Genomic DNA, 18,882 nt, shown 5'->3' with positions numbered 1-18,882 from the left:
AGGGACTTTCGAACCCCACGGAGCGGCCCGTCGGAGACTGGCGCGCACTACTGAAGGCCGCCAGCCCCGGTTCCCGTCGACGAGGTCGTGGCAAGCGTCCGAAGCCCGATCTGGAGCATATAGGCATGGCTCAGAACGGGTGGAGTGGTGCCTGCCGTATAATTATACGACGTTACATAGTTGGCGGCCAGCACGAAACAGTCGTCCACATAGCCCGCGCCGATCACATACTGGTTGATCTTGTTGGCAGCGAGGTCCCACCGCGCGGCGCCCGTCACGACCCAGTTCGGTGCCACCTTGACCGAGCCGCTGCCCAGGATGCCCTCACGACGGGTGAGGTAACCGATCGCCGGATCGGCAGCATAGTTGCCGTAGGTCAGGGCCACCGACCAGCGGTCGAAGTTCGCCTTGGCTTCCGCCTCGAAGCGCTGGATGTTCAGGGTCTGCTGGTCGAACCGGCTGCGCATGCTGAACGTGTAGGTGCGGTTGGGCGAGTAGTCGACCCGCGCCACGTAGTCCGAGACGTTCTTGTCCAGGCCGGAGCCGATGGCGGTGTTGTTGGCGTCCTGCACCGCGAACGAGTTCATCCCGAACAGGTGATAGGACTGGCCGAATAGCACGTTGATGGTGCCGCCGCGGTCGAACTGCGTGGTCGCCTGGACGCCGACATTGGCGCGCCCGCCGCCCTCGACGCGGTCGTAGCCGGAGAACTTGTCGACACTGAACAGGTTGCTGGCGTCGAACACCATGCTCTGGGCGTCCTCGTTCGGCAGCCGGCCGGCATAGGTCTCGTTCGGCCGGATGATCACTTGCGCGATCGGCTCGATCGTCGTCGTGCCCCACGGCTGAACGTTGATGAACGGGTAGCGATATTCCAGGCCGACCGTCGGCATCAGCCGCAGCGCCTGGGTGTCGCCGGTCTGCAGGAAGTTGCCCACACCCGGCTGGTTCGAGACGTTGGCGTTGATCGCATCCGCGCGCAGGATCGCGAACGGCGTCCAGATCTGGCCGTAGGGATCCGTGAACGACCGCCGCCACTCCGCCTGCGCAGTCAGGCGGGTGTAGGTGCCGGGCGTGGCGCGCAGCAGGCACTGCGTCGGCAGGCGCGCAAGCGGGTCAGCCGATGTCGTCGTGCACAGGCCGTTGGTGTTGGCCGTGGTGGTGATCGGATCGAACACCGCCGTCTGGCGGCTCAGATTGACGAAGTTGGTCTTGTAGCTGAACTCGCCGCCGAACACGGGATAGTTCAGCACGTTCGAGTAATCCAGCACCGGATAGACAACCGGCACGGTCTGCTGGTTGCCCGAGAAGCTCAGATAGTGGATCGCCCTGACGTCGAAGAAGCTGCGGCTGCCAACGCCGGTCAAATACAGCTGCGAGATCGCCTCGGTCGGCAGGCTCATGAACGAGTTGAACGGGTCGCGGTACTGCGCCAGCCGGTAATCCGACAGGAACATGTAATCGGACAGCAGGATGCCGTCCCAGCCCCAGACCCACTTGTCGTTGAGCGCGAACTGGCCCTTGGTGTCGACACCGCCGCGGAACTGGCGGTCGCCCGGCTGGCCGGCGAAGGCGTTGCGGTCGAGCTGATCGATGCCGTACAGGCGCACCTGATAGCCGCCATTGCTGAGGCGCTGGCGGAACTCGGTCTGCAGCAGCACGCCCTGCTTGGAGGTGATGCGCGGCGTGAAGGTCGCGTCGTAATCCGGCGCGATCGCCCAGTAATAGGGGATGTCGACGCCGAAGCCGTAGCCGCCGGTCTGGGTGACGCCGGGCATCAGGAAGCCGCTCTTGCGCTTCACGGTCGGATCGGGCGTCGAGAAGTAGGGGATGTAGGCCAGAGGAACGCCGAAGAATTCGAGCTGGGCGTTCTCGAAATACAGCATCTTCTCGGTCTGGTCGTGGATGATGCGCGCACCCTTGACCTGCCACAGCGGCGGCTTCTTCGGATCGTCCTTGCACGGTGCGCAGGCGGTGTACACGCCGTTCTCGAAGACGGTGTAATTGCCCTTGGAGCGGTCAGCGCGGGTCGCCGCCATCCGCGTCTGATCCTCGGTCTCGACGCGCAGCGAATCGACAAAGCCGTCACGATAGTCGTCCGACAGATCGAGGCTGTTGGCGTAGGTGATCTTGCCGTCGGCGTCGGTCATGCGGATGTTGCCTTCCGCATGCAGGCGCTTGGTCTTCTGGTCGTAGATCACCCGGTCGGCCTCGACCGAGGTGCCGTTGTAGAACAGTTGCACGTTGCCGACCGCCGACACGCGCGAGTTGTTGTAGTCGTAATCGACCTCGGTCGCCTGCACCAGCATCTGGTTGTCGTTGGCGACGCGCGGCGGCGGCGCCTTGGGCGGGCGCGGATTGTAGGTGAAGCCCTGCGCGACGGCAGGGGTCGGCGCCACGACCGCGGTCGCAGCAGCGACCATCAGGCCGAGCCCGCAGGCCAAAACGAATCCAAGTACGCCAGACCCGGCGCGACGCACGCGCGCGCAACCGACGCGCGCAACGGCATGCTGCCGAAGCGCGGCGAGCGCTGTCTGACGGACGGCAACGAACGACACTAGCCGTCCTCCTGGTAGAGCAAGGCCATGAAGCCCGTGAGGCCGCCGACGAACACCGGCAGCCACGCCGCAGCGATCGGATTCATCAACTCAGCCTTGCTCAAATCTTCAGTTACTTTCGACAGAACGTAGAGCAGAAACCCGGCGCCCACGCCACTCAAAACCATTTTCTGTACGCCACCCATTCGGAAGAACCTGAGCGACACGGACGCAGCCAGCATGACCATCGCAGCCAGCAAAAACGGCTGCGCGATCAGCTTATGATACTGCAGTTTGTACCCCGCGGTCGCGAAGCCCGAGCTCTCCGACGAGCGGATGTATGTCGGAAGTTGCCAAAACGACACAGTTTCGGGGGTGGAGAAGCTGTTTCGGACCTGTGCCGGCGTCAGGCTGGTCGGAAGAATGTACGTCGGTTCGTCGACCGGCGGCGCATCGAGGGAGAATCGGCGCACGGACCGGAAGACCCACCGGCCTTCTTCCAGGGTCGCCTCGCGCGCTTCGATTCGTTCCTTGAAGTGCTTGTCCGTATCAAAACGGAACAGGGTCAGTCCGGTCAGGCGGACGCCCTGCTGCTCGCTGCGCGCGGCATTGATGATGACAGAGCCGTCGGGGTTGATCTGGTTGAGCCAGAAGCCGGCCGCGTCCTGCACGCCGCCGCCCGGGGCGGCGCCGAACAGCTCGGCCTCCATGCGCTTGGAGAGCTCGCGCAGATTTGCCGACATCGGGTTGTAGAGGGTCGTCGCCATCAGCCCGAGCACGATGGCGCTTGCCAGCGCCGGCGCGATGAACTGCCAGGCGGAGACCCCGGCCGCGCGTGCCACCACGAGTTCGAGTCGGCGCGACAGCGCGAGATAGCAGGTCATGGCGCCGATCAGGACGCAGAACGGCATCATCTTCTCGAGCAATTGCGGCACCCGGAACAGCGACGTCTCCGCCACCATCAGCGCCGAGGCCGAGGCGAGCCCGGAGGTCTTGCGTACCATCTCGATGTAGTCGACGAGCACGAGCAGGATGAAGATGCTCGCGAACACGCCGACCGCCGAGACCAGGAAGCGGCCGGCGAAATAGCGCCCGAGCGTGTTGGTGACCATGCTCATGCGGTGGCCGGCCTTCCGAACAGGCGTGCGATCCGCGCGTTCGACCGGTTGATGGCTTCCATCAGCCGCGCCGGCGGCTCGACCACCACGCCGCCGATGATGATCCAGATGCTGAGGCCGAGCACGCCGAACAGCATGAGGTACTGCACCAGCGCCGCCATCGGCGTCTTCACGGTCATGACCGAGCAGGCGAAGCCCGCCATGCGGACGCCGAACACGGCGAGAATGGCGCTGCCGAACGAGAAGTTGCGGCTCTGGCGTGTGGTCCGCGGCGCGCCCAGGAATGCGAAGGTGAGGGCAGCGAAGGCGAACGGATAGATCGGCGCCAGGAAGCGGTCGTGCAATTCCTGGCGGAATTGTCCCGGGATCTGCTTGTAGATCGGATCGTTTTCGGCGGGCGCCATCAGTTCCCACAGATAGCGCTCGCGGATGCCGAGCGTGACGTCGCGGCCCTGGTTCGAAAACTTCGACATGTCGAAGGCGTAGCGGGCGAACGCGACCATCGCCGGCTCGCGCTTGCCGAGCTCGAAGCGTTCCAGATTGCCGTCCTCCAGCACCAGGAACGAGCCGTCGGCATTCTTCACGACGGTGCCCTTCTCGGCGATGATCGTGATTCGCTCCTTGGGGTCGCGGCGGTCGTCGATCAGGATGCCGGACAGCTCACCGCCGGGCTGGCGCTCGCGGATCCGGATGGTCAGGTTCTGGTCGAGCTGCGCGAACCGCCCGGGCTGTAGGATGTTGGCGAGCACGTCGGCGGTGATCTCGGCATCCCACTGCTTGATCCGGCGCAGGCCGTCGGGGGCGAAGAAGGCGGCGATCACCGTCACCAGCACGGCTACCGCGCAGGTGGCATAGGCGAACGGCACGAACAGCCGGATCGGCGACATGCCGGCGGCGTTCATGACGATGATCTCCGAATCGGTCGCCAGCTTGTTCAGCGTGTGCGAGACCGCGATCATCAGCGCGATCGGCGCGATGACGCCGAGCAGGGAGGGAATCACGAGCCCGGTGATGCCAAGGAAGGTCAGGATCGTCTGGCCCTGGCTGGTCATCAGGTCGATGCCGCGCAACGCCTGCGTAATCCAGATCACGCCGGTGAGGCTGACCAACACCAGCGCGAACGACGCCAGCGTCGTGCGAAAGATGTACCTGTCGATGGACCCCATCGTCTGCGCTCGATCCCCAATCAGCAGTCCCGGAACGAGCGCTGCAGCCCCCCTTGAAACGGGTCCCCCAAGGCCGCTGTCGCCGTGACGTTCCAAGAGCAGTGAATATCATTACCATCTCGTTGATCCGTCGACAAAATGGCTGTGGCGTGGCGCCCCGAAAATACGGTCAAAATTTCATGATTGTGACTGGCCCGCCACGCGGCGCTTGGCAGCCGCGGTCCGGGCAGGCCATACTGCTGTCAAGTTGGGTTCCGAACTGCCGCCATCCGCGTCTGGCCCTTGAGGTTTTCGGTCGAACGTGGCGGCTCATCACGTCGAAATTTGGAGGATTGCTTGATGTCCGACGCCGTCAAGGTCGGCTTCGTCCCGCTGTCGACCGCCCCGCGTGGCATCGTGGTGGCGTTCTGCGATGACACCCTGCGTCTTGGAGTCGCGACCGAGAAGGCGCTCGGGGGAGCCTCGGACCTGATCAAGCGCGCGGCCGGGGCAGCCCGGTTCAAGGGCAAGGATGGCGCGGTGTTGGATCTGCTGGCTCCTGAGGGAATCAAGATTCAGCGCTTGATCGTCATCGGCATCGGCAAGGGATCGGACCTCAAGGACAAGGATTTCCTCAAATACGGCGGGACTTTAGCCGGAAAGCTGAACGCCGGAACTGAAGCGGTGGCGGTGCTCGCCGAGCTGCCTTCGGGACCGCTGTTGCCGGATCAGGTCAGCTCGCTGGCCGCCGGGATCCGGCTGCGGGCCTATCGGTTCGACCGTTACAAGACCAAGAAGAAGGACGAGGAGGGCGCCGTCAGCGCCAATGTCTCGATCGCCGTGGCGGACGTCGCGGCGGCCAAGAAGGCCTTCGCGCCGCGATCCCACGTGACCGACGGGGTGATACTGGCGCGCGATCTCGTCAACGAGCCGCCGAACGTGCTCTACCCGGAAGAGTTCGCCAAACGCGCTGCCGCCTTGCGCAAGCTCGGCGTCACCGTCGAGATCCTCGACGTGCCCGCGATGAAGAAACTCGGCATGGGCGCGCTGCTCGGCGTCGGCCAGGGCTCGGCACGGCCGAGCCGCACCGTCGTGATGCACTACAATGGCGGCAAGCGCGGCGAGCAGCCGGTCGCCTTCATCGGCAAGGGCGTGTGCTTCGACACCGGCGGCATCTCGATCAAGCCGGCCGGCTCGATGGAGGACATGAAGGGCGACATGGGCGGCGCGGCCTGCGTGGTCGGCCTGATGCATGCACTCGCCGCACGCAAGGCCAAGGCCAACGTGATCGGCGCCATCGGCCTGGTCGAGAACATGCCGGACGGCAACGCCCAGCGTCCGGGCGACATCGTCACCTCGATGTCGGGCCAGACCATCGAGATCATCAACACCGATGCGGAGGGACGCCTCGTGCTCGCCGACGTGCTGTGGTACGTCGCGACCAAGTTCAAGCCGAAATTCATGATCGACCTGGCGACCTTGACCGGCGCGATCATGGTCGCGCTCGGCACCGAGCATGCCGGTCTCTTCACCAACAATGATGATCTCGCCGACAAGCTGTTCAAGGCGGGGCAGGAGACGGGTGAGAAGGTGTGGCGCATGCCGCTCGGCCACGAATACGACAAGCTGATCGATTCGCAGTTCGCCGACATGAAGAATACCGGCGGACGCCATGGCGGCTCGATCACCGCCGCGCAATTCCTGCAGCGCTTCGTCAACGACACGCCGTGGGCGCATCTCGACATCGCCGGCACCGCGATGGGCGCGCCGAAATCGGAGATCAACCAGAGCTGGGGATCGGGCTATGGCGTCCGGCTGCTCGATCGGCTGGTGTGGGACTCCTACGAATCCAGATCCGACACCAAAGCTGAAGCCAAATCCAGCGCCAAGGCGTGACGCGGGGCGATGACCGAAGTCCTGTTCTACCACCTGCAGAACATGACCGTGGAAGGCGTGCTGCCGCCGCTGCTCGAGAAGTCGCTCGAGCGCGGTTGGCGCGTCGTGGTGCAGTCGACATCGGAGGAGCGCGCGGATGCGCTCGATGCGCATCTGTGGACCTATCGCGACGATTCGTTTCTGCCGCACGCCACCTGGCGGGTGGCCGATGTGGCCGACCAGCCGATCGTGCTCGCGGTGGAAGAAAGCAATCCCAACGGCGCGAACGTCCGTTTCCTGGTGGATAACGCGGCGCTGCCATCGGACTCGCACAGCTACGAGCGCATGGTGCTCGTGTTCAACGGCGATGATGCGGACGCGCTCGCGGCTGCGAGATCGGCGTGGACCGATTGCAAATCGCGGGGATTCGAGGTCACCTACTGGCAGGCGGATGAACGGGGGCGCTGGCAGCGCCGACAATGATACGGAGGCCCGTGAAGCGCCGATGATGGCAGCGCCACGTGATTAATGATAATCTGCCGATTTACCGGCAGAGCGTTGGCAAAGTCACGAACGTGCCGCAAAGTGATGTTGGGACAACACGTTAGAGTGTCCACAGGTTGCAATTCAGCAAGGTTCATCGTGCGAGACCACACCAAACAGCTGACGCGCGCTCTGGCGTTCCTTGTGCTTGCCCCGGTCGTCGCCGGATGCTCGAGCACGCCCGATTTCCTGTCCAAGGACGCCGAGTGGTTCAACCGGCCGCAGCGCCTGTTCATCAGAAACATCTCGATCGACGCGCCGCCGCTGACGCCGGACAAGCCGGTCACGGCTGAGGATCTTGTGAGCGCCGAAGGCGCATGCCCGGGCATGGCGCCTGCGGCCGATGCTGCGGGCGCGAACGCGCTGGCGAATGATCCCGCCGCCGCGACGCCGGCTGCCGGCGGCACCGTCGCACTCGGCCACACCGAATGCGACGTGGTGCGCGGCATCGGTGCACCCGACAACGTCAACATCTCGAGCAATGGCGGCGAGCGCGTGGCCACGGTGACCTGGCTGCGCGGCGCACGCGCCGGCGTCTACACGTTCAGCTCCGGCCGCCTGACCTCGGTCGAGCGCGCGCCCGATCCGGGACCGGCGCCGAAGGTGGCGAAGCCGAAGGCGAAGAAGCGGACGAGCTGACGGCGGGAGGCGGCCATGCAAATAACCGGCCTCCGTCGCGAGTTGGAGGAGGCCGGGTATGCGGTGCGCCGTGATTTTCTTCCTCGCGAATTGTTGGAGGCCGGCAATCGAATCAAGTCTCGGGCCAGTCGTGAGGCGAGAGCGGAGCCCCATCTCGGGCTTGTTGTCTCGGTCAACTTTTCGGTCGATTTCGCGCCGATCATTCTCTTCGATGCACAATATGAATTGTTGGAGCGCGCCGGATACCGGGATGCGCGCTTCTTTGCTGGATTTCTGATCTCCAAGCCGGCCGGATGTCCGAGGCTGCACTGGCACCAGGATTGGTGGGGCTGGTCGAGCGCCGTGAGTTACGGCGCCACGCCTCCAATTCTCTATTTCATGTACTATTTGACCGACACGAGTGCCGCAAACGGATGCTTGCGCGTGCTTCCCGGCAGTCATCGGCGCAAGAACGATCTACATGCATTGATCGAGGGCAGGCCGACACATCCCGATCGGGTTCTGCATGTCGACGACGTGCTGGTTTCCACAAGGCCAGACGAAGTTGATGTTGCTGTTCGGAAGGGGGATCTCATCGTTCGCGACGGCAGGCTCCTTCACGCATCCCATGCGAACAATTCGAGCGAAGACCGAGCCCTGATCGTGTTGTCCTTCGTGCCGTTCTGGTCGGATCTCCCGGAGGGGCTGCAATGCGCCTTCGACAGAAAGCGGCCCAAGATCGAAAGATCCTGGCCGTCCGCCGAGGCCGAGCGCGTGCTGGATCGAGCGACGGTCTACAACGGCGCGTCGTCGCCGATCCATCTGCAGAGGACTCCGAACTTCGGCGACGATTAAGCTGCCGCGTCCTCCGCATCCAGCTCCATCACGACATCGGTCGCGTTCAACGTATCGCCCGCTTTGCGCCTGACCTGACTGATTGTCCCGGAGTAGGGAGCTTTCACCGACAGTTGTGATTTGGCCGCCTCGATGACGTAGAGGACCTCACCGGTCTTCACCTTTTGACCGGCCTTGACGCAGACGTCGTAGAGCAAGCCGTCAAGTCGAGCGTAAAGCTGCTTGTTCATGTTTCGTCCTCCTGAATCGCCTCAATCGAACCTCAAACATCAACGTCAGCTACCAAAAGTAGAGCAATTTTGATTCTGCTACAATGGCGCTTTCAATCTTATGGATGTATGTAGTCATCGTTGCTACCTCTAGCTCTGGGCATAGCGAGGCGCGCCATGAAGTGGTTCTTCAGCAAGTATCTTTTCGCAGGCATGATTGTCGTGGTTTCGTCGATTGCTGCGCGTGCCGACGTCCTGCCGGCGCCGTCGAGATGGACCAATCAACGAGGCTCGGTTCTCGAGATCTGGTCAGTCACCGATGGGCAGGTGCGAGGGCAATTCACCAACAACGCATCTGGGTTCGCGTGCCAGGGTATTCCCTATCCGGTATCCGGCAGATCCGCCGGCAGCGCCGTTATGCTGGTCGTGACTTTTGCCCAGTGCAATTCCATCACGCGTTGGAGAGGCCAAGTCGGCGGCAATCAACTTCGGGCGAATTGGAATCTCTTCTACATTCAGCCCAACGGTGATCTCGGCAATCTGCCGGGTGCCGACCTGTTCCAGCGAACCAATTGATCCGGTCGCTCGCTCCGATCCCGCATTCAGCCGTGTTAGCCGCCGACCGCGAAGGCTTTCGACTTGGAAGCAGCTGAAAGCCGAGCTATCGGCGACTTTCGGCCGAATGCCGATCCGAGGCTCGGGGCGCTTCAGCTCCCCGCCTCGTCATGCAGCGTGCTGGCTTCCAGCCACTGCTCCTCGGCGCGCGCCAGCGCGTCGGCGGCATTGGCCCGCGCCTTCGACAATTGCGCGGCCTGCTTTGGGTCGCGCGTGAAGATGTCGGGCAGCGACAGCGCGCCGTCGATCTTGGCGATGATCTCGGTGATGCGGGCGATCTCGGCTTCGGCTGCCGCAATCTTCTGCTTCAGCCCGCTGCGCTTGTTATCGCTGCGGGGCCGCTCGGTCTTCTCGGCGACCTGAGAGCGCTCGTTGTCGCGGGCCGGCGTGCTGCGCGTCGACAAGACCATGCGCCTGTAGTCATCGAGGTCGCCATCATAGGTCTTCACGGTGCGGTCGGCGACGACCCAGAGGCGGTCGGCGCAGGCCTCGATCAGATAGCGATCGTGCGACACCATGATCACGGCGCCGGGAAATTCGTTGATCGCTTCGGCCAGCGCGGCGCGGCTGTCGATGTCGAGATGGTTGGTCGGCTCGTCCAGGATGATCATGTTGGGGCCGAAGAAGGTCGCGAGCCCGAGCAGCAGCCGCGCCTTCTCGCCGCCCGACAGGCTCTTCACCAGCGTGTCGGTGGCCTTGCCGGAAAATCCGATCGCGCCGGCGCGCGCGCGCACTTTCGATTCCGGCGCATCGCCCATCAGCTTGCGCACGTGACTATACGGCGATCCAGTCTCGTCCAGCTCATCGAGCTGGTGCTGGGCGAAATAGGCGATCGACAGCTTGTCGGCGCGCGTGACCTTGCCGGAAAACGGTGTGAGCCGGCCGGCGAGCAGCTTCACCAGCGTGGACTTGCCATTGCCGTTGGCGCCGAGCAATGCGACGCGGTCGTCATTGTCGATGCGTAAGGTGACTCTGTTGAGCACCGGTTGCGCGGGATCGTAGCCGACCGAGGCGTTGTCGACCGCGATGATCGGCGGCGACAGCAGTCGCTCCGGTGCGGGGAAGGTGATCTCGTGCACGTCCTGGGTGACGAGCGCGGTGATCGGCTTCATCCGCTCCAGCATCTTGACGCGGGACTGCGCCTGGCGCGCCTTCGAGGCCTTGGCCTTGAAGCGCTCGACGAAGGCCTGCAGCCGCGCGCGCTCCGCTTCCTGGCGCTTGACCGCCTTGGCATCGAGCATCTCGCGGGTGGCGCGCTGTTCCTCGTAGGAGGAGTAGCTGCCGCGATATAGTGTGAGCTTGCAACGGTCGAGATGCAGGATCTGGTCGACGGAGGTTTCCAGGAGATCGCGGTCGTGGCTGATCACGATCACCGTGCGCGGATAATGCGCCAGATGATCCTCGAGCCACAGCGTGCCCTCGAGGTCGAGATAGTTTGTCGGCTCGTCCAGCAGGAGCAGGTCGGGCGCGGCGAACAGCGTTGCCGCAAGGGCGACCCGCATGCGCCAGCCGCCGGAGAACTCGGCGCAGGCTCGCGCCTGATCCGCGGCGGAAAATCCAAGGCCGCTGAGAATAGCGGCCGCGCGCGCCGGGGCGGAATGCGCGTCGATGTCGACGAGCCGGGTCTGGATCTCGGCGATGCGGTGTGCGTCATGGGCGGTCTCGGCCTCCTGCAGCAGCGCATGCCGCTCGAGGTCGGCCCGGAGAACCACCTCGATCAGGCTTTCGGGCCCGCTCGGGGCTTCCTGGGCCAGGCTGCCGATGCGCCACCGCGGCGGCACGGTGATGCTGCCGGTCTCCAGCGACAGTTCGCCGCGGATCGCCTTGAACAGGGTCGACTTGCCGGTGCCGTTGCGGCCGACCAGTCCGACGCGCGCGCCGGGCGGAATCTGCACTGAGCTCTGGTCGATGAGAAGCCGTCCGGCGAGGCGGATGGAGATGTCGGTGATGGAAAGCATGCGCGCCTTGTCACCGCGCGCGCGGCCAAAGGCAACCGCTTTGTCGCGGTCTCAGCGGCCGGAGAGGCTCATCCCGGTCTCGTCGCGCTTGCGCAACTCGTTCATCAGGTCCGCAAGCTGAGCCGGCAGACGAGAGCCGTCCGGCGGCAGGCTGCGTTGCAGGCGTTCGCCGACGGCCTCGCAGATCGACCGGCTGGTCTTGCGATCGAGCGCCTCGCTGAAATCGGCGGTGCGGCCAGACATGAGGGAGTTCCACGAGCAGTTGCAGGACGATGCCGTAACAAGTCGTGACCGCTCGATTTGTTTCCCGCTCCCGACCGGAAGACCCCGAAATGAGGTTGAAAATGCACAAAAAAAGCCCCGGCGTGGGGGAGACGCCGGGGCGATGCGAGTTCGGTGCGGCGGGGGGCGGGTGCCGCGCCGAGGCTCGTATCAATAGCAGCGGTTGATCCACCGCCAGCGCGGTCCCCACGGGGTCGGAACCACGCGGCGCACGTAGCAGCCGCCATAGCCGTAGCTGTAGACCGGGCCACCGACGAAGAAGCGCGGGCCGTAGAACGGACGGTGCCATCCGCCGTAGCCTCCGTGCCAACCGCCCCCATGCCAGCCGCCATGCCAGTGAGCCGAGGCGGCAGTCGGGGCGAGGGCGGCTGCGCCGAGGGCAACGGTGGCCGCCGCGATGAGGGAGAGTTTGCGCAACATGATCGTCTCCTGGATGACAGCGCTGGTGGCGCCGAAATTGTCCGACGGATGAGGCTGGGAGAGGGCGGCCACCGGTCGTATTGCTGGCTCGTCCTCGCCCGATGCGAACACCCTAGGAGCTTCGAGCTGAACACGGGTGGCACGGAGCCTTCAGACTATGTTCAGAATTGTGAAATTGTCGTAAGGCGTCGCGCTCCGGCAGGGGCCCCGGTCGCTTGCCGTCGGCCGATCGCGTCGATATAAGCCCGCAACTCACCGAAATCCCGCACCTCCAAGGACGATATCATGGCGATTGAGCGCACCTTTTCGATCATCAAGCCCGACGCGACCGAGCGTAATCTCACCGGCGCGATCAACGCGCTGATCGAGAAGGCCGGCCTGCGGATCGTGGCCCAGAAGCGCATCCGCATGACCCGCGATCAGGCCGAGACCTTCTATGCCGTGCACAAGGCGCGGCCATTCTTCGGCGAACTGGTCGATTTCATGATCTCCGGCCCGGTCGTGGTCCAGGTGCTGGAGGGCGAGGGCGCCATCCTGAAGTACCGCGACGTGATGGGCGCCACCGACCCGTCGAAGGCGGCCGACGGTACCATCCGCAAGCTGCATGCGAAGTCGATCGGCGAGAACTCGGTGCACGGTTCCGACGCGGCGGAAACGGCAGCGATCGAGATCGCGCAGTTCTTCTCCGGCAACGAGATCGTCGGTTGATCGATCCTCGTGCGGCTGAGGGCCCCCTCAGCCGCACGACCTTCGTGCTCTGCGCTGAACTTATCTGAAAGGCCCGGCCGTGAACTGGCTATCGCAACTCGCCGATTCCGCCAGCTTCGGCCATGTGCTCGCTCAATTCGAGGCCGACCTGCAGAGCCCGGGCTTCTGGCTCGCGCTCGGCAAGATCGTCTGGATCAATGTGCTGTTGTCGGGCGACAATGCGCTGGTCATCGCGCTCGCCTGCCGCGGCCTGCACGGCAAGCATCGCTTCTGGGGCATGGTGGCCGGCTCCGGCATTGCCGTCGCACTGCGCATCGCCTTTACCGGCATCGTCGCCACCCTGATGGCGCTGCCATACCTGAAATTGATCGGCGGGCTGGCACTGATCGTGATCGCCGCCAAGCTGCTGGTGCCCGAGGACGAGAACGACGAGATCGCGGCCGGCACGACGCTGTGGCATGCGGTCCGCATCGTCGCGCTCGCCGACCTCGTGATGAGCCTCGACAACGTGATCGCGGTGGCTGCGGCCGCCAACGGCCAGGCGTCCCTGCTGATCATCGGCCTTGCCATGAGCATCCCGCTGATCATCGCGGGTGCCGCGCTGATCATGCTGGTGCTCGATCGGGTCCCGCTGCTGGTCTGGCTCGGCGCGATGCTGCTCGGCTGGGTGGCCGGCGAGGTGATCGCGACCGATCCCGCGATCGAGCCGATGCTGCACCATCTGCTCGACGGCACCGTCCTCATCAACATCGAGGCGACCTCGGCGCTGTTCGCCGGCAAGACCAATCTCGCGAGCCATGTCGATGTCATGGAGACGCTGATGTCGCTGATCGGCGCCGGTGTGGTGCTGATCGCCGGCTCGATCTGGCGCGGCCGCGCGCTGCAGCGTCAGGCCGAGAGCGAGCTGCAGCCGGTGCCGGCGCGCGGCGTCGATCTGCCGTAGCTGATCGTCAGGACGCGCCGCATCCGACCGGGCGGCGTCAGGACTCCGCATCCAGCCGATCGAGGAATTCGCGAACGGTGTGGACCGATCCCGTGGCGGCTGGCTGGTAGCCGGGCAGGGCAGCGACGGCGCGATGGAATTCGTCGCCCTTCATCACCTCGAGCACCCGCCGCATCGGGTCGGTTTCCAGAAACGATTTATGGCAGGCGAAAAAATAATCCTCGGTGAGGATACGGATGAAGTCGAGCCCGAACTGCCGCGCGGCGGCCTCGACGCCGAAGCAGACGTCGGCCATGCCGCTCGCGACATAGGCGGCGACGGCGGCATGGGTGAACTCGATCTGCTGCGCGCCATTGATGCTGGTTTCGTCGATGCCTTGTGACGCGAGCAACTGATCGAACAACAGGCGGGTGCCGGAATCATGATCGCGATTGACGAAGCGCGCCCTGCCGTCGGCAAGATCGGCCAATGAGCGGATGGACAGCGGATTGCCGCGCTTGACCATCAGCCCCATCTCGCGGGTCACGAAGCTGATGACGCAGTCCTGCTTGGGATCGAGCCAATCCCGGCAGGCCTGGATGTTCTGGGCACGCAGCTCGCCGCGCGGCAGATGCAGTCCCGACAGGTCGCATTCGCCTTGCGCCAGCGAGGCCAGCGAATGCTGGCTGCTGACATAGCGGACATCGACCCCGACGCCTGACTCGCGATCCAACAGCTCGCGCAGCTTGGCGACGGCAAAGCCGTGGCTGGCGTGAACGCGGATCACGCCAGGATGCGACTGCAGGAACGGCTTGATCTCGGTCACCAGCTCCTGCGCCAGATTGTCGAGCTGCGGGCCGAGGCGAGCCTGCATGCGCTCGCCGGCCCAGACCAGCTTGTCGCCGAACGCCGTGAGCTTCGATCCTTTGCCGCGCTGGGTCTCGACCAGCGGCACGCCGAAGAATTCAGACCACTGCTCGATCAGATTCCAGACGTGACGATAGGACAGATGCGCGTCACTGGCCGCGCTGGTGATCTTGCCCGTCCTCCCGATTTCACTGAGCACGCGGAGCATCACGACGATGCTCTGCGGGCCGTCGTCCTTGTAGAAGCGCCAGACAGGTTCGATCGCGATCCGCAACATCAGTGCCCGCTTGTGAAGTCGGCTTCATATGACCGCCGGCCATAGGCAACAGATATCATATTTACGAACAGATATTTGTTCTTACCTTCATTGGTATACAACAAACGGAGGAAATATGATGTCGATTGCATATGATTACGAGCGCGGCTCGAGGGGGACGTCCTATCTGACGAAGCCGTTCCAGCTCCTGATCGGCGGCAGGCATGTTCCCTCGGTTTCGGGACGCACCTTCACGTCGCTCAATCCTGCAACCGAGCAGGCGATTGCGACGGTCGCCGAGGGCAATGCCGAGGATGTCGATCTCGCAGTCGCCGCGGCCCGCAAGGCCTTCGAAGGGCCGTGGCGAACGATGCGTGCGGCGGAGCGCGGCGCGATCCTTCTGAAATGGGCGCAGCTGTTGCGCGACCATGCCGACGAGATCATCGAGCTCGAAAGCCTCGATGCCGGCAAGCCGGTGTCGGCGATCCTGCGCCAGGATCTTCCCGCCGCCATCGATACGCTCACCTATTACGCCGGATGGGCCGACAAGATCAGCGGTGAAGTCGTCTCCACGCGCGATGATGCGCTGACCTATACGGTGCGCGAGCCGGTCGGCGTGGTCGCGGCGATCGTGCCGTGGAATTTCCCGCTGATGATCGGGATGTGGAAGCTCGCGCCGGCGCTGGCCTGCGGCTGCACCGTCGTGATGAAGCCCGCCGAGCTGACGTCGCTGTCGGCGCTGCGGATCGGGGAGCTCGCGCTCGAAGCCGGACTGCCGCCCGGTGTTCTCAACATCGTGACCGGCCCCGGGCGCACCGTCGGCGAGGCACTGGTCAACCACCCCGACGTCGACAAGGTCACGTTCACCGGCTCGCCCGGCGTCGGCCGCGGCATCATGAAGGCGGCGGCCGGCAACTTCAAACGCGTCTCGCTCGAGCTCGGCGGCAAGTCGGCCAACATCATCTTCGACGATGCGAACATCGAGGCCGCCGCGAAGGCTGCGGCCAGCGGCATCTTCTTCAACACCGGGCAGGTGTGCTCGGCCGGATCGCGGGTGCTGGTGCACGAGCGCGTGTATGACGAGGTGGTCGAGCGCCTGACCGAGCGCGCACGGGCGCTGCGGATCGGCGATCCGCTCGATCGCGCAACCTCGCTCGGACCGGTCATCTCCGAACGGCAGATGAAGACGATCCTCGACTATGTCGACATCGGACGCAACGAAGGCGCCACGCTCGTCACCGGCGGCCAGCGCGCGGCCGCCCGCGGCTATTTCGTCAGCCCCGCCGTCTTCGCCGGCGTCACGCACGACATGCGGATCTCGCAGGAAGAGATCTTCGGACCCGTGGTCAGCGTGATCAAGTTCAGGGACGAGGCCGAGGCGCTGCGGATGGCGAACGGCACGGCCTACAGCCTGGCCGCCGGCGTCTGGAGCCGCGACATGGGGCGCGTCCATCGCTTCGCCAAGCGCCTGCGCGCTGGCACCGTGTGGATCAACACCTATGGCTACACCGATGTGCGGCTGCCTTGGGGTGGCGATCGTGACTCCGGACTGGGCCGCGAGCACGGCACGGCCGCGCTGGACAACTTCACGGAGCCGAAATCCGTCTGGATGAACCTCGCGGTGTGAGCCAGGCGTCGGCTGACGCGGACGGCCGCCATTCGCATCGGCGGCCGTCTGCGCGATCCAACGGATCAGTCGGCCTTGGCGCCGGTCGGCGGCTGGCGTGTCGGCGTCCTCCGATGGCCTGTGAGAAGCACGATGGCCGTCGTGTTTGTTGCCGTTACCGTCTTCGATCACTGAGTCGGCCAGCCATCGTCGCGGCAGGATCACAAGCCAATCGACAGCGATGCGGCACGGTGCCGCGCCTTTGCCAGGTACCGCAGGGCGCGGTCCTCTGTTTCTTATAATCTTGAACCCGTTCGCGCCGCCGCGACACCACCACGTCGAGCTCCACTGATCGGGCCATGATTGGAATTGTTTCGAATTGGACTTGCGCATGCTGACTGCAGATGAGATTGCGCACGTCAAGTCGTCGTTCGACTTGGTATTTGCCAATGCTACACAGATGACGACGACGTTCTATGACCGCGTCTTCGAGCTCGCGCCGGAATGTCGGGCGATGTTTCCCGCCGACATGGACGTGCTGAAACGGGACTTCATCGCGACCCTGGCGGTCCTCGTCGGCAGCCTCGATCAGACGACTGGTCTGTTGTCGAGCACCGACATCCTCGGCCGCAATCATGCGCGCTATGGAGTCCGGCCTGAGCACTATCCGGTGGTCGGCGAAGCACTATTGTGGAGCCTCGCCAAAGGACTTGGTCCGCATTGGAATGATGAGGTCGAGCAGGCCTGGCGCAAAGTCTATGGCGTCATCGCCAAGCGCATGATCGCAATTTCGGTCGGCGCTCGGCGGCCCTGATCCGGATCTAGCTGCGCACGATCGAGCCGGAGCGGCCGACGAGACGCGCGAGCTGCTTGAAGCGCCCGCCGACACGATCGGCGACGAGGTCGACCATCTGGTGCTCGAACACCAGCATCAGCTTGCGATCCTGGGTGCGGAAATGCGTTGCGGGCAGCACGCCGGGCCGCGCCGCCGAGATCAGATGCGCGACCCGAAACGCGGTGCCGAGCAGGCGCGCACGATCGATCTGGGCCGGGCTCAGCTGCTCGGTGAGGGCAGGCGCCGCCGCCTCGTCGCGCAGGCCCTCGTAGCGGAAGAACACCGACAGCGCGACGAAGATGCGGCCCTCGTGGTTGATCGAGCCGAAATTGCCGTTCAGAACGATGCCGTAGGTCTGCTCGCCGCGATGGTCCGGATGCATGCGCCAGCCGATATCGGACAGCAGGCAGGCGGCGTGCCGCAGCCGGCGCTCGTCCTCGGTCTCGCGCATGTGCATCACGCGGAACAGGCGGTCGGTCCAGTCGATCAGCTCGCGGGCATGCTGGGCCGAGCGCGACAACAGCTCGTTGAGGCCCTGCGCCGCGCAGAGCAGCCCGTCCTTGGCGCGCTCGGCGTCTGGAAGCTTGGAGTAGAGCAGGCCCTCGCGCACGCCGAAGGTCGAGAACACGACAGTCGTCGGCCTGGCGACGCGGATGATGTGCTCGAGCACCAGCGCAGCATAGGCAAGCAGCGGGCGCCGCGCCTCGGCGATCGCTTCGATGTCGGCCAGCATGTCGGCGGCGACGAGACGACGCAGCCGGCGCACGAAGGCCAGCGCATCGGCCGCCGGAATCGCATAGCCGTGCATCACCCCGAGCGGATAGCCGCTCTGGATGATGTGGATGCGCGCCAGCGCGCGCCAGGTGCCGCCGACCGCATAGAAGGTGCGGTTCTGGCCGGCCAGCAGTTGCGGCAGGTCGGTCAGCGCCTCGCTCGCGATCCGCTGCGCCTTCTTCAGCGATTTCTCGGCGAGATCCTGCAGCGCCAGGCTGCCGAGCGGCAGGGTGACGCCGCTGCGGACCTGGTGCCCGCGCACGTCGATCAGCTCAAGTGAGCCGCCGCCGAGATCACCGACGATGCCGTCGGGCTTGTGAATGCCGGAGATGACACCGAGCGCCGAATAGCGCGCCTCTTCGGGGCCGGTGAGGATCTGGATCGGGACGCCGCAGATCTTCTCGGCCTTGGCGATGAAATCAGCGCCGTTCGAAGCATCGCGGCAGGCGGCGGTCGCGATGGCATGCACTTGCCCCACCCGCTGCACCTTGCACAACGCGCGGAAGCGCTTCAGCGCGGTCAGCGCCTTGTCGACGGCATCGGCCGCGAGCAGGCCGGTGGTCTGGACCTCGCGACCGAGCCCGCACAGCGCCTTCTCGTTGAACACGGTCACGAGGCTGCGTTCCATCGCCTGGTAGACGACGAGACGGACCGAATTCGAGCCGATGTCGATGACACCGACGCTGGCGGACCTCGTGCCGGGCCGCTTCACCACGGCATGTCCCGTTGCAGAAGGCCC

The 18,882-nt window shown here is 64.8% G+C and carries 18 protein-coding genes; 9 read left to right on the top strand and 9 right to left on the bottom strand.

Features of this window, described 5'->3' with window-relative positions:
- Nucleotides 1-47: 47 nt before the first annotated feature.
- The 3 genes from ACQR1E_RS03405 to lptF are packed head-to-tail and all read right to left on the bottom strand — an operon-like array spanning nucleotide 48 to nucleotide 4,821.
- A complete protein-coding gene (locus ACQR1E_RS03405; RefSeq protein ID WP_315712394.1) occupies nucleotides 48-2,558 on the bottom strand; it encodes an LPS-assembly protein LptD in 2,511 nt (836 codons plus the stop codon).
- Nucleotides 2,558-3,655, bottom strand: coding sequence for an LPS export ABC transporter permease LptG (gene lptG / locus ACQR1E_RS03400; RefSeq protein ID WP_315712392.1), 1,098 nt, complete (start codon nucleotides 3,653-3,655; stop codon nucleotides 2,558-2,560). Before lptG ends, ACQR1E_RS03405 begins: the two co-directional genes overlap by 1 nt.
- Nucleotides 3,652-4,821: an LPS export ABC transporter permease LptF gene (gene lptF, locus ACQR1E_RS03395; RefSeq protein WP_315749956.1), complete on the bottom strand. Its 1,170-nt coding sequence runs from the start codon at nucleotides 4,819-4,821 to the stop codon at nucleotides 3,652-3,654. Before lptF ends, lptG begins: the two co-directional genes overlap by 4 nt.
- 339 nt (nucleotides 4,822-5,160) lie before the next feature.
- On the opposite strand from lptF, the gene ACQR1E_RS03390 reads away from it, so the two are divergent.
- The 4 genes from ACQR1E_RS03390 to ACQR1E_RS03375 all read left to right on the top strand — a co-directional run bounded on the left by ACQR1E_RS03390 (nucleotide 5,161) and on the right by ACQR1E_RS03375 (nucleotide 8,691).
- Entirely contained in the window at nucleotides 5,161-6,696 is a 1,536-nt protein-coding gene (locus tag ACQR1E_RS03390; protein WP_434896662.1) for a leucyl aminopeptidase, read from the top strand.
- A gap of 9 nt (nucleotides 6,697-6,705) precedes the next feature.
- Complete coding sequence (locus ACQR1E_RS03385) at nucleotides 6,706-7,158, top strand: DNA polymerase III subunit chi (RefSeq protein ID WP_315749957.1); 453 nt, start codon at nucleotides 6,706-6,708, stop codon at nucleotides 7,156-7,158.
- A 204-nt stretch (nucleotides 7,159-7,362) separates the two neighbouring features.
- The gene (locus ACQR1E_RS03380; protein ID WP_315712649.1) at nucleotides 7,363-7,857 is read left to right on the top strand and encodes a hypothetical protein; all 495 of its coding nucleotides are present in this window, start codon (nucleotides 7,363-7,365) and stop codon (nucleotides 7,855-7,857) included.
- Nucleotides 7,858-7,872: 15 nt separating this feature from the next.
- Nucleotides 7,873-8,691 (top strand): phytanoyl-CoA dioxygenase family protein, encoded by an 819-nt coding sequence (locus ACQR1E_RS03375; RefSeq protein WP_315749959.1) that lies wholly within the window; start codon nucleotides 7,873-7,875, stop codon nucleotides 8,689-8,691.
- Here ACQR1E_RS03375 and ACQR1E_RS03370 read toward each other — a convergent pair.
- Nucleotides 8,688-8,921 carry an acetyl-CoA carboxylase biotin carboxyl carrier protein subunit gene (locus tag ACQR1E_RS03370; RefSeq protein WP_315712384.1) on the bottom strand — a complete coding sequence of 78 codons (234 nt, stop codon included), beginning with the start codon at nucleotides 8,919-8,921 and terminating at the stop codon, nucleotides 8,688-8,690. The two genes, ACQR1E_RS03375 and ACQR1E_RS03370, sit on opposite strands and share 4 nt — an antisense overlap.
- Nucleotides 8,922-9,077: 156 nt before the next feature.
- On the opposite strand from ACQR1E_RS03370, the gene ACQR1E_RS03365 reads away from it, so the two are divergent.
- A complete protein-coding gene (locus ACQR1E_RS03365) occupies nucleotides 9,078-9,476 on the top strand; it encodes an avidin/streptavidin family protein (RefSeq protein WP_315712383.1) in 399 nt (132 codons plus the stop codon).
- 131 nt (nucleotides 9,477-9,607) lie between these two features.
- On the opposite strand, the gene ACQR1E_RS03360 is transcribed toward ACQR1E_RS03365, so the two are convergent.
- From ACQR1E_RS03360 to ACQR1E_RS03350, 3 genes are all read right to left on the bottom strand, one after another.
- Nucleotides 9,608-11,473 carry an ABC-F family ATP-binding cassette domain-containing protein gene (locus ACQR1E_RS03360; protein WP_434896661.1) on the bottom strand — a complete coding sequence of 622 codons (1,866 nt, stop codon included), beginning with the start codon at nucleotides 11,471-11,473 and terminating at the stop codon, nucleotides 9,608-9,610.
- A gap of 51 nt (nucleotides 11,474-11,524) precedes the next feature.
- Nucleotides 11,525-11,716, bottom strand: coding sequence for a hypothetical protein (locus ACQR1E_RS03355; RefSeq protein ID WP_315712381.1), 192 nt, complete (start codon nucleotides 11,714-11,716; stop codon nucleotides 11,525-11,527).
- A 189-nt stretch (nucleotides 11,717-11,905) separates the two neighbouring features.
- On the bottom strand, nucleotides 11,906-12,175 hold the full coding sequence (locus ACQR1E_RS03350; protein WP_315712648.1) for a sulfur globule protein precursor: 270 nt from the start codon (nucleotides 12,173-12,175) through the stop codon (nucleotides 11,906-11,908).
- Between the two features lie 285 nt (nucleotides 12,176-12,460).
- Here ACQR1E_RS03350 and ndk point away from each other — a divergent pair, with 285 nt between their 5' ends.
- Nucleotides 12,461-12,883 (top strand): nucleoside-diphosphate kinase, encoded by a 423-nt coding sequence (gene ndk, locus ACQR1E_RS03345; RefSeq protein WP_315712380.1) that lies wholly within the window; start codon nucleotides 12,461-12,463, stop codon nucleotides 12,881-12,883.
- 79 nt (nucleotides 12,884-12,962) lie between these two features.
- On the top strand, nucleotides 12,963-13,826 hold the full coding sequence (locus tag ACQR1E_RS03340; protein WP_315712379.1) for a TerC family protein: 864 nt from the start codon (nucleotides 12,963-12,965) through the stop codon (nucleotides 13,824-13,826).
- 37 nt (nucleotides 13,827-13,863) lie between these two features.
- Here the strand turns inward: ACQR1E_RS03340 and ACQR1E_RS03335 are convergent, their stop codons facing one another.
- Nucleotides 13,864-14,949 (bottom strand): substrate-binding domain-containing protein, encoded by a 1,086-nt coding sequence (locus tag ACQR1E_RS03335; RefSeq protein ID WP_315712378.1) that lies wholly within the window; start codon nucleotides 14,947-14,949, stop codon nucleotides 13,864-13,866.
- Nucleotides 14,950-15,067: 118 nt separating this feature from the next.
- Between ACQR1E_RS03335 and ACQR1E_RS03330 the strand changes: the two genes are divergently transcribed.
- The gene (locus tag ACQR1E_RS03330; RefSeq protein WP_315826800.1) at nucleotides 15,068-16,555 is read left to right on the top strand and encodes an aldehyde dehydrogenase family protein; all 1,488 of its coding nucleotides are present in this window, start codon (nucleotides 15,068-15,070) and stop codon (nucleotides 16,553-16,555) included.
- A gap of 370 nt (nucleotides 16,556-16,925) precedes the next feature.
- Nucleotides 16,926-17,348, top strand: coding sequence for a globin family protein (locus ACQR1E_RS03325; RefSeq protein ID WP_315777495.1), 423 nt, complete (start codon nucleotides 16,926-16,928; stop codon nucleotides 17,346-17,348).
- Nucleotides 17,349-17,355: 7 nt separating this feature from the next.
- On the opposite strand, the gene ppx is transcribed toward ACQR1E_RS03325, so the two are convergent.
- Nucleotides 17,356-18,855, bottom strand: a complete 1,500-nt coding sequence (ppx, locus tag ACQR1E_RS03320; RefSeq protein ID WP_315826938.1) for an exopolyphosphatase — start codon at nucleotides 18,853-18,855, stop codon at nucleotides 17,356-17,358.
- Between the last annotated feature and the right edge of the window lie 27 nt (nucleotides 18,856-18,882).

Origin of the sequence: Bradyrhizobium sp. HKCCYLRH1030, assembly GCF_051168395.1 — a bacterium.
Taxonomy (GTDB): domain Bacteria; phylum Pseudomonadota; class Alphaproteobacteria; order Rhizobiales; family Xanthobacteraceae; genus Bradyrhizobium.
This window is presented reverse-complemented; position numbering and strand designations above follow the sequence as displayed.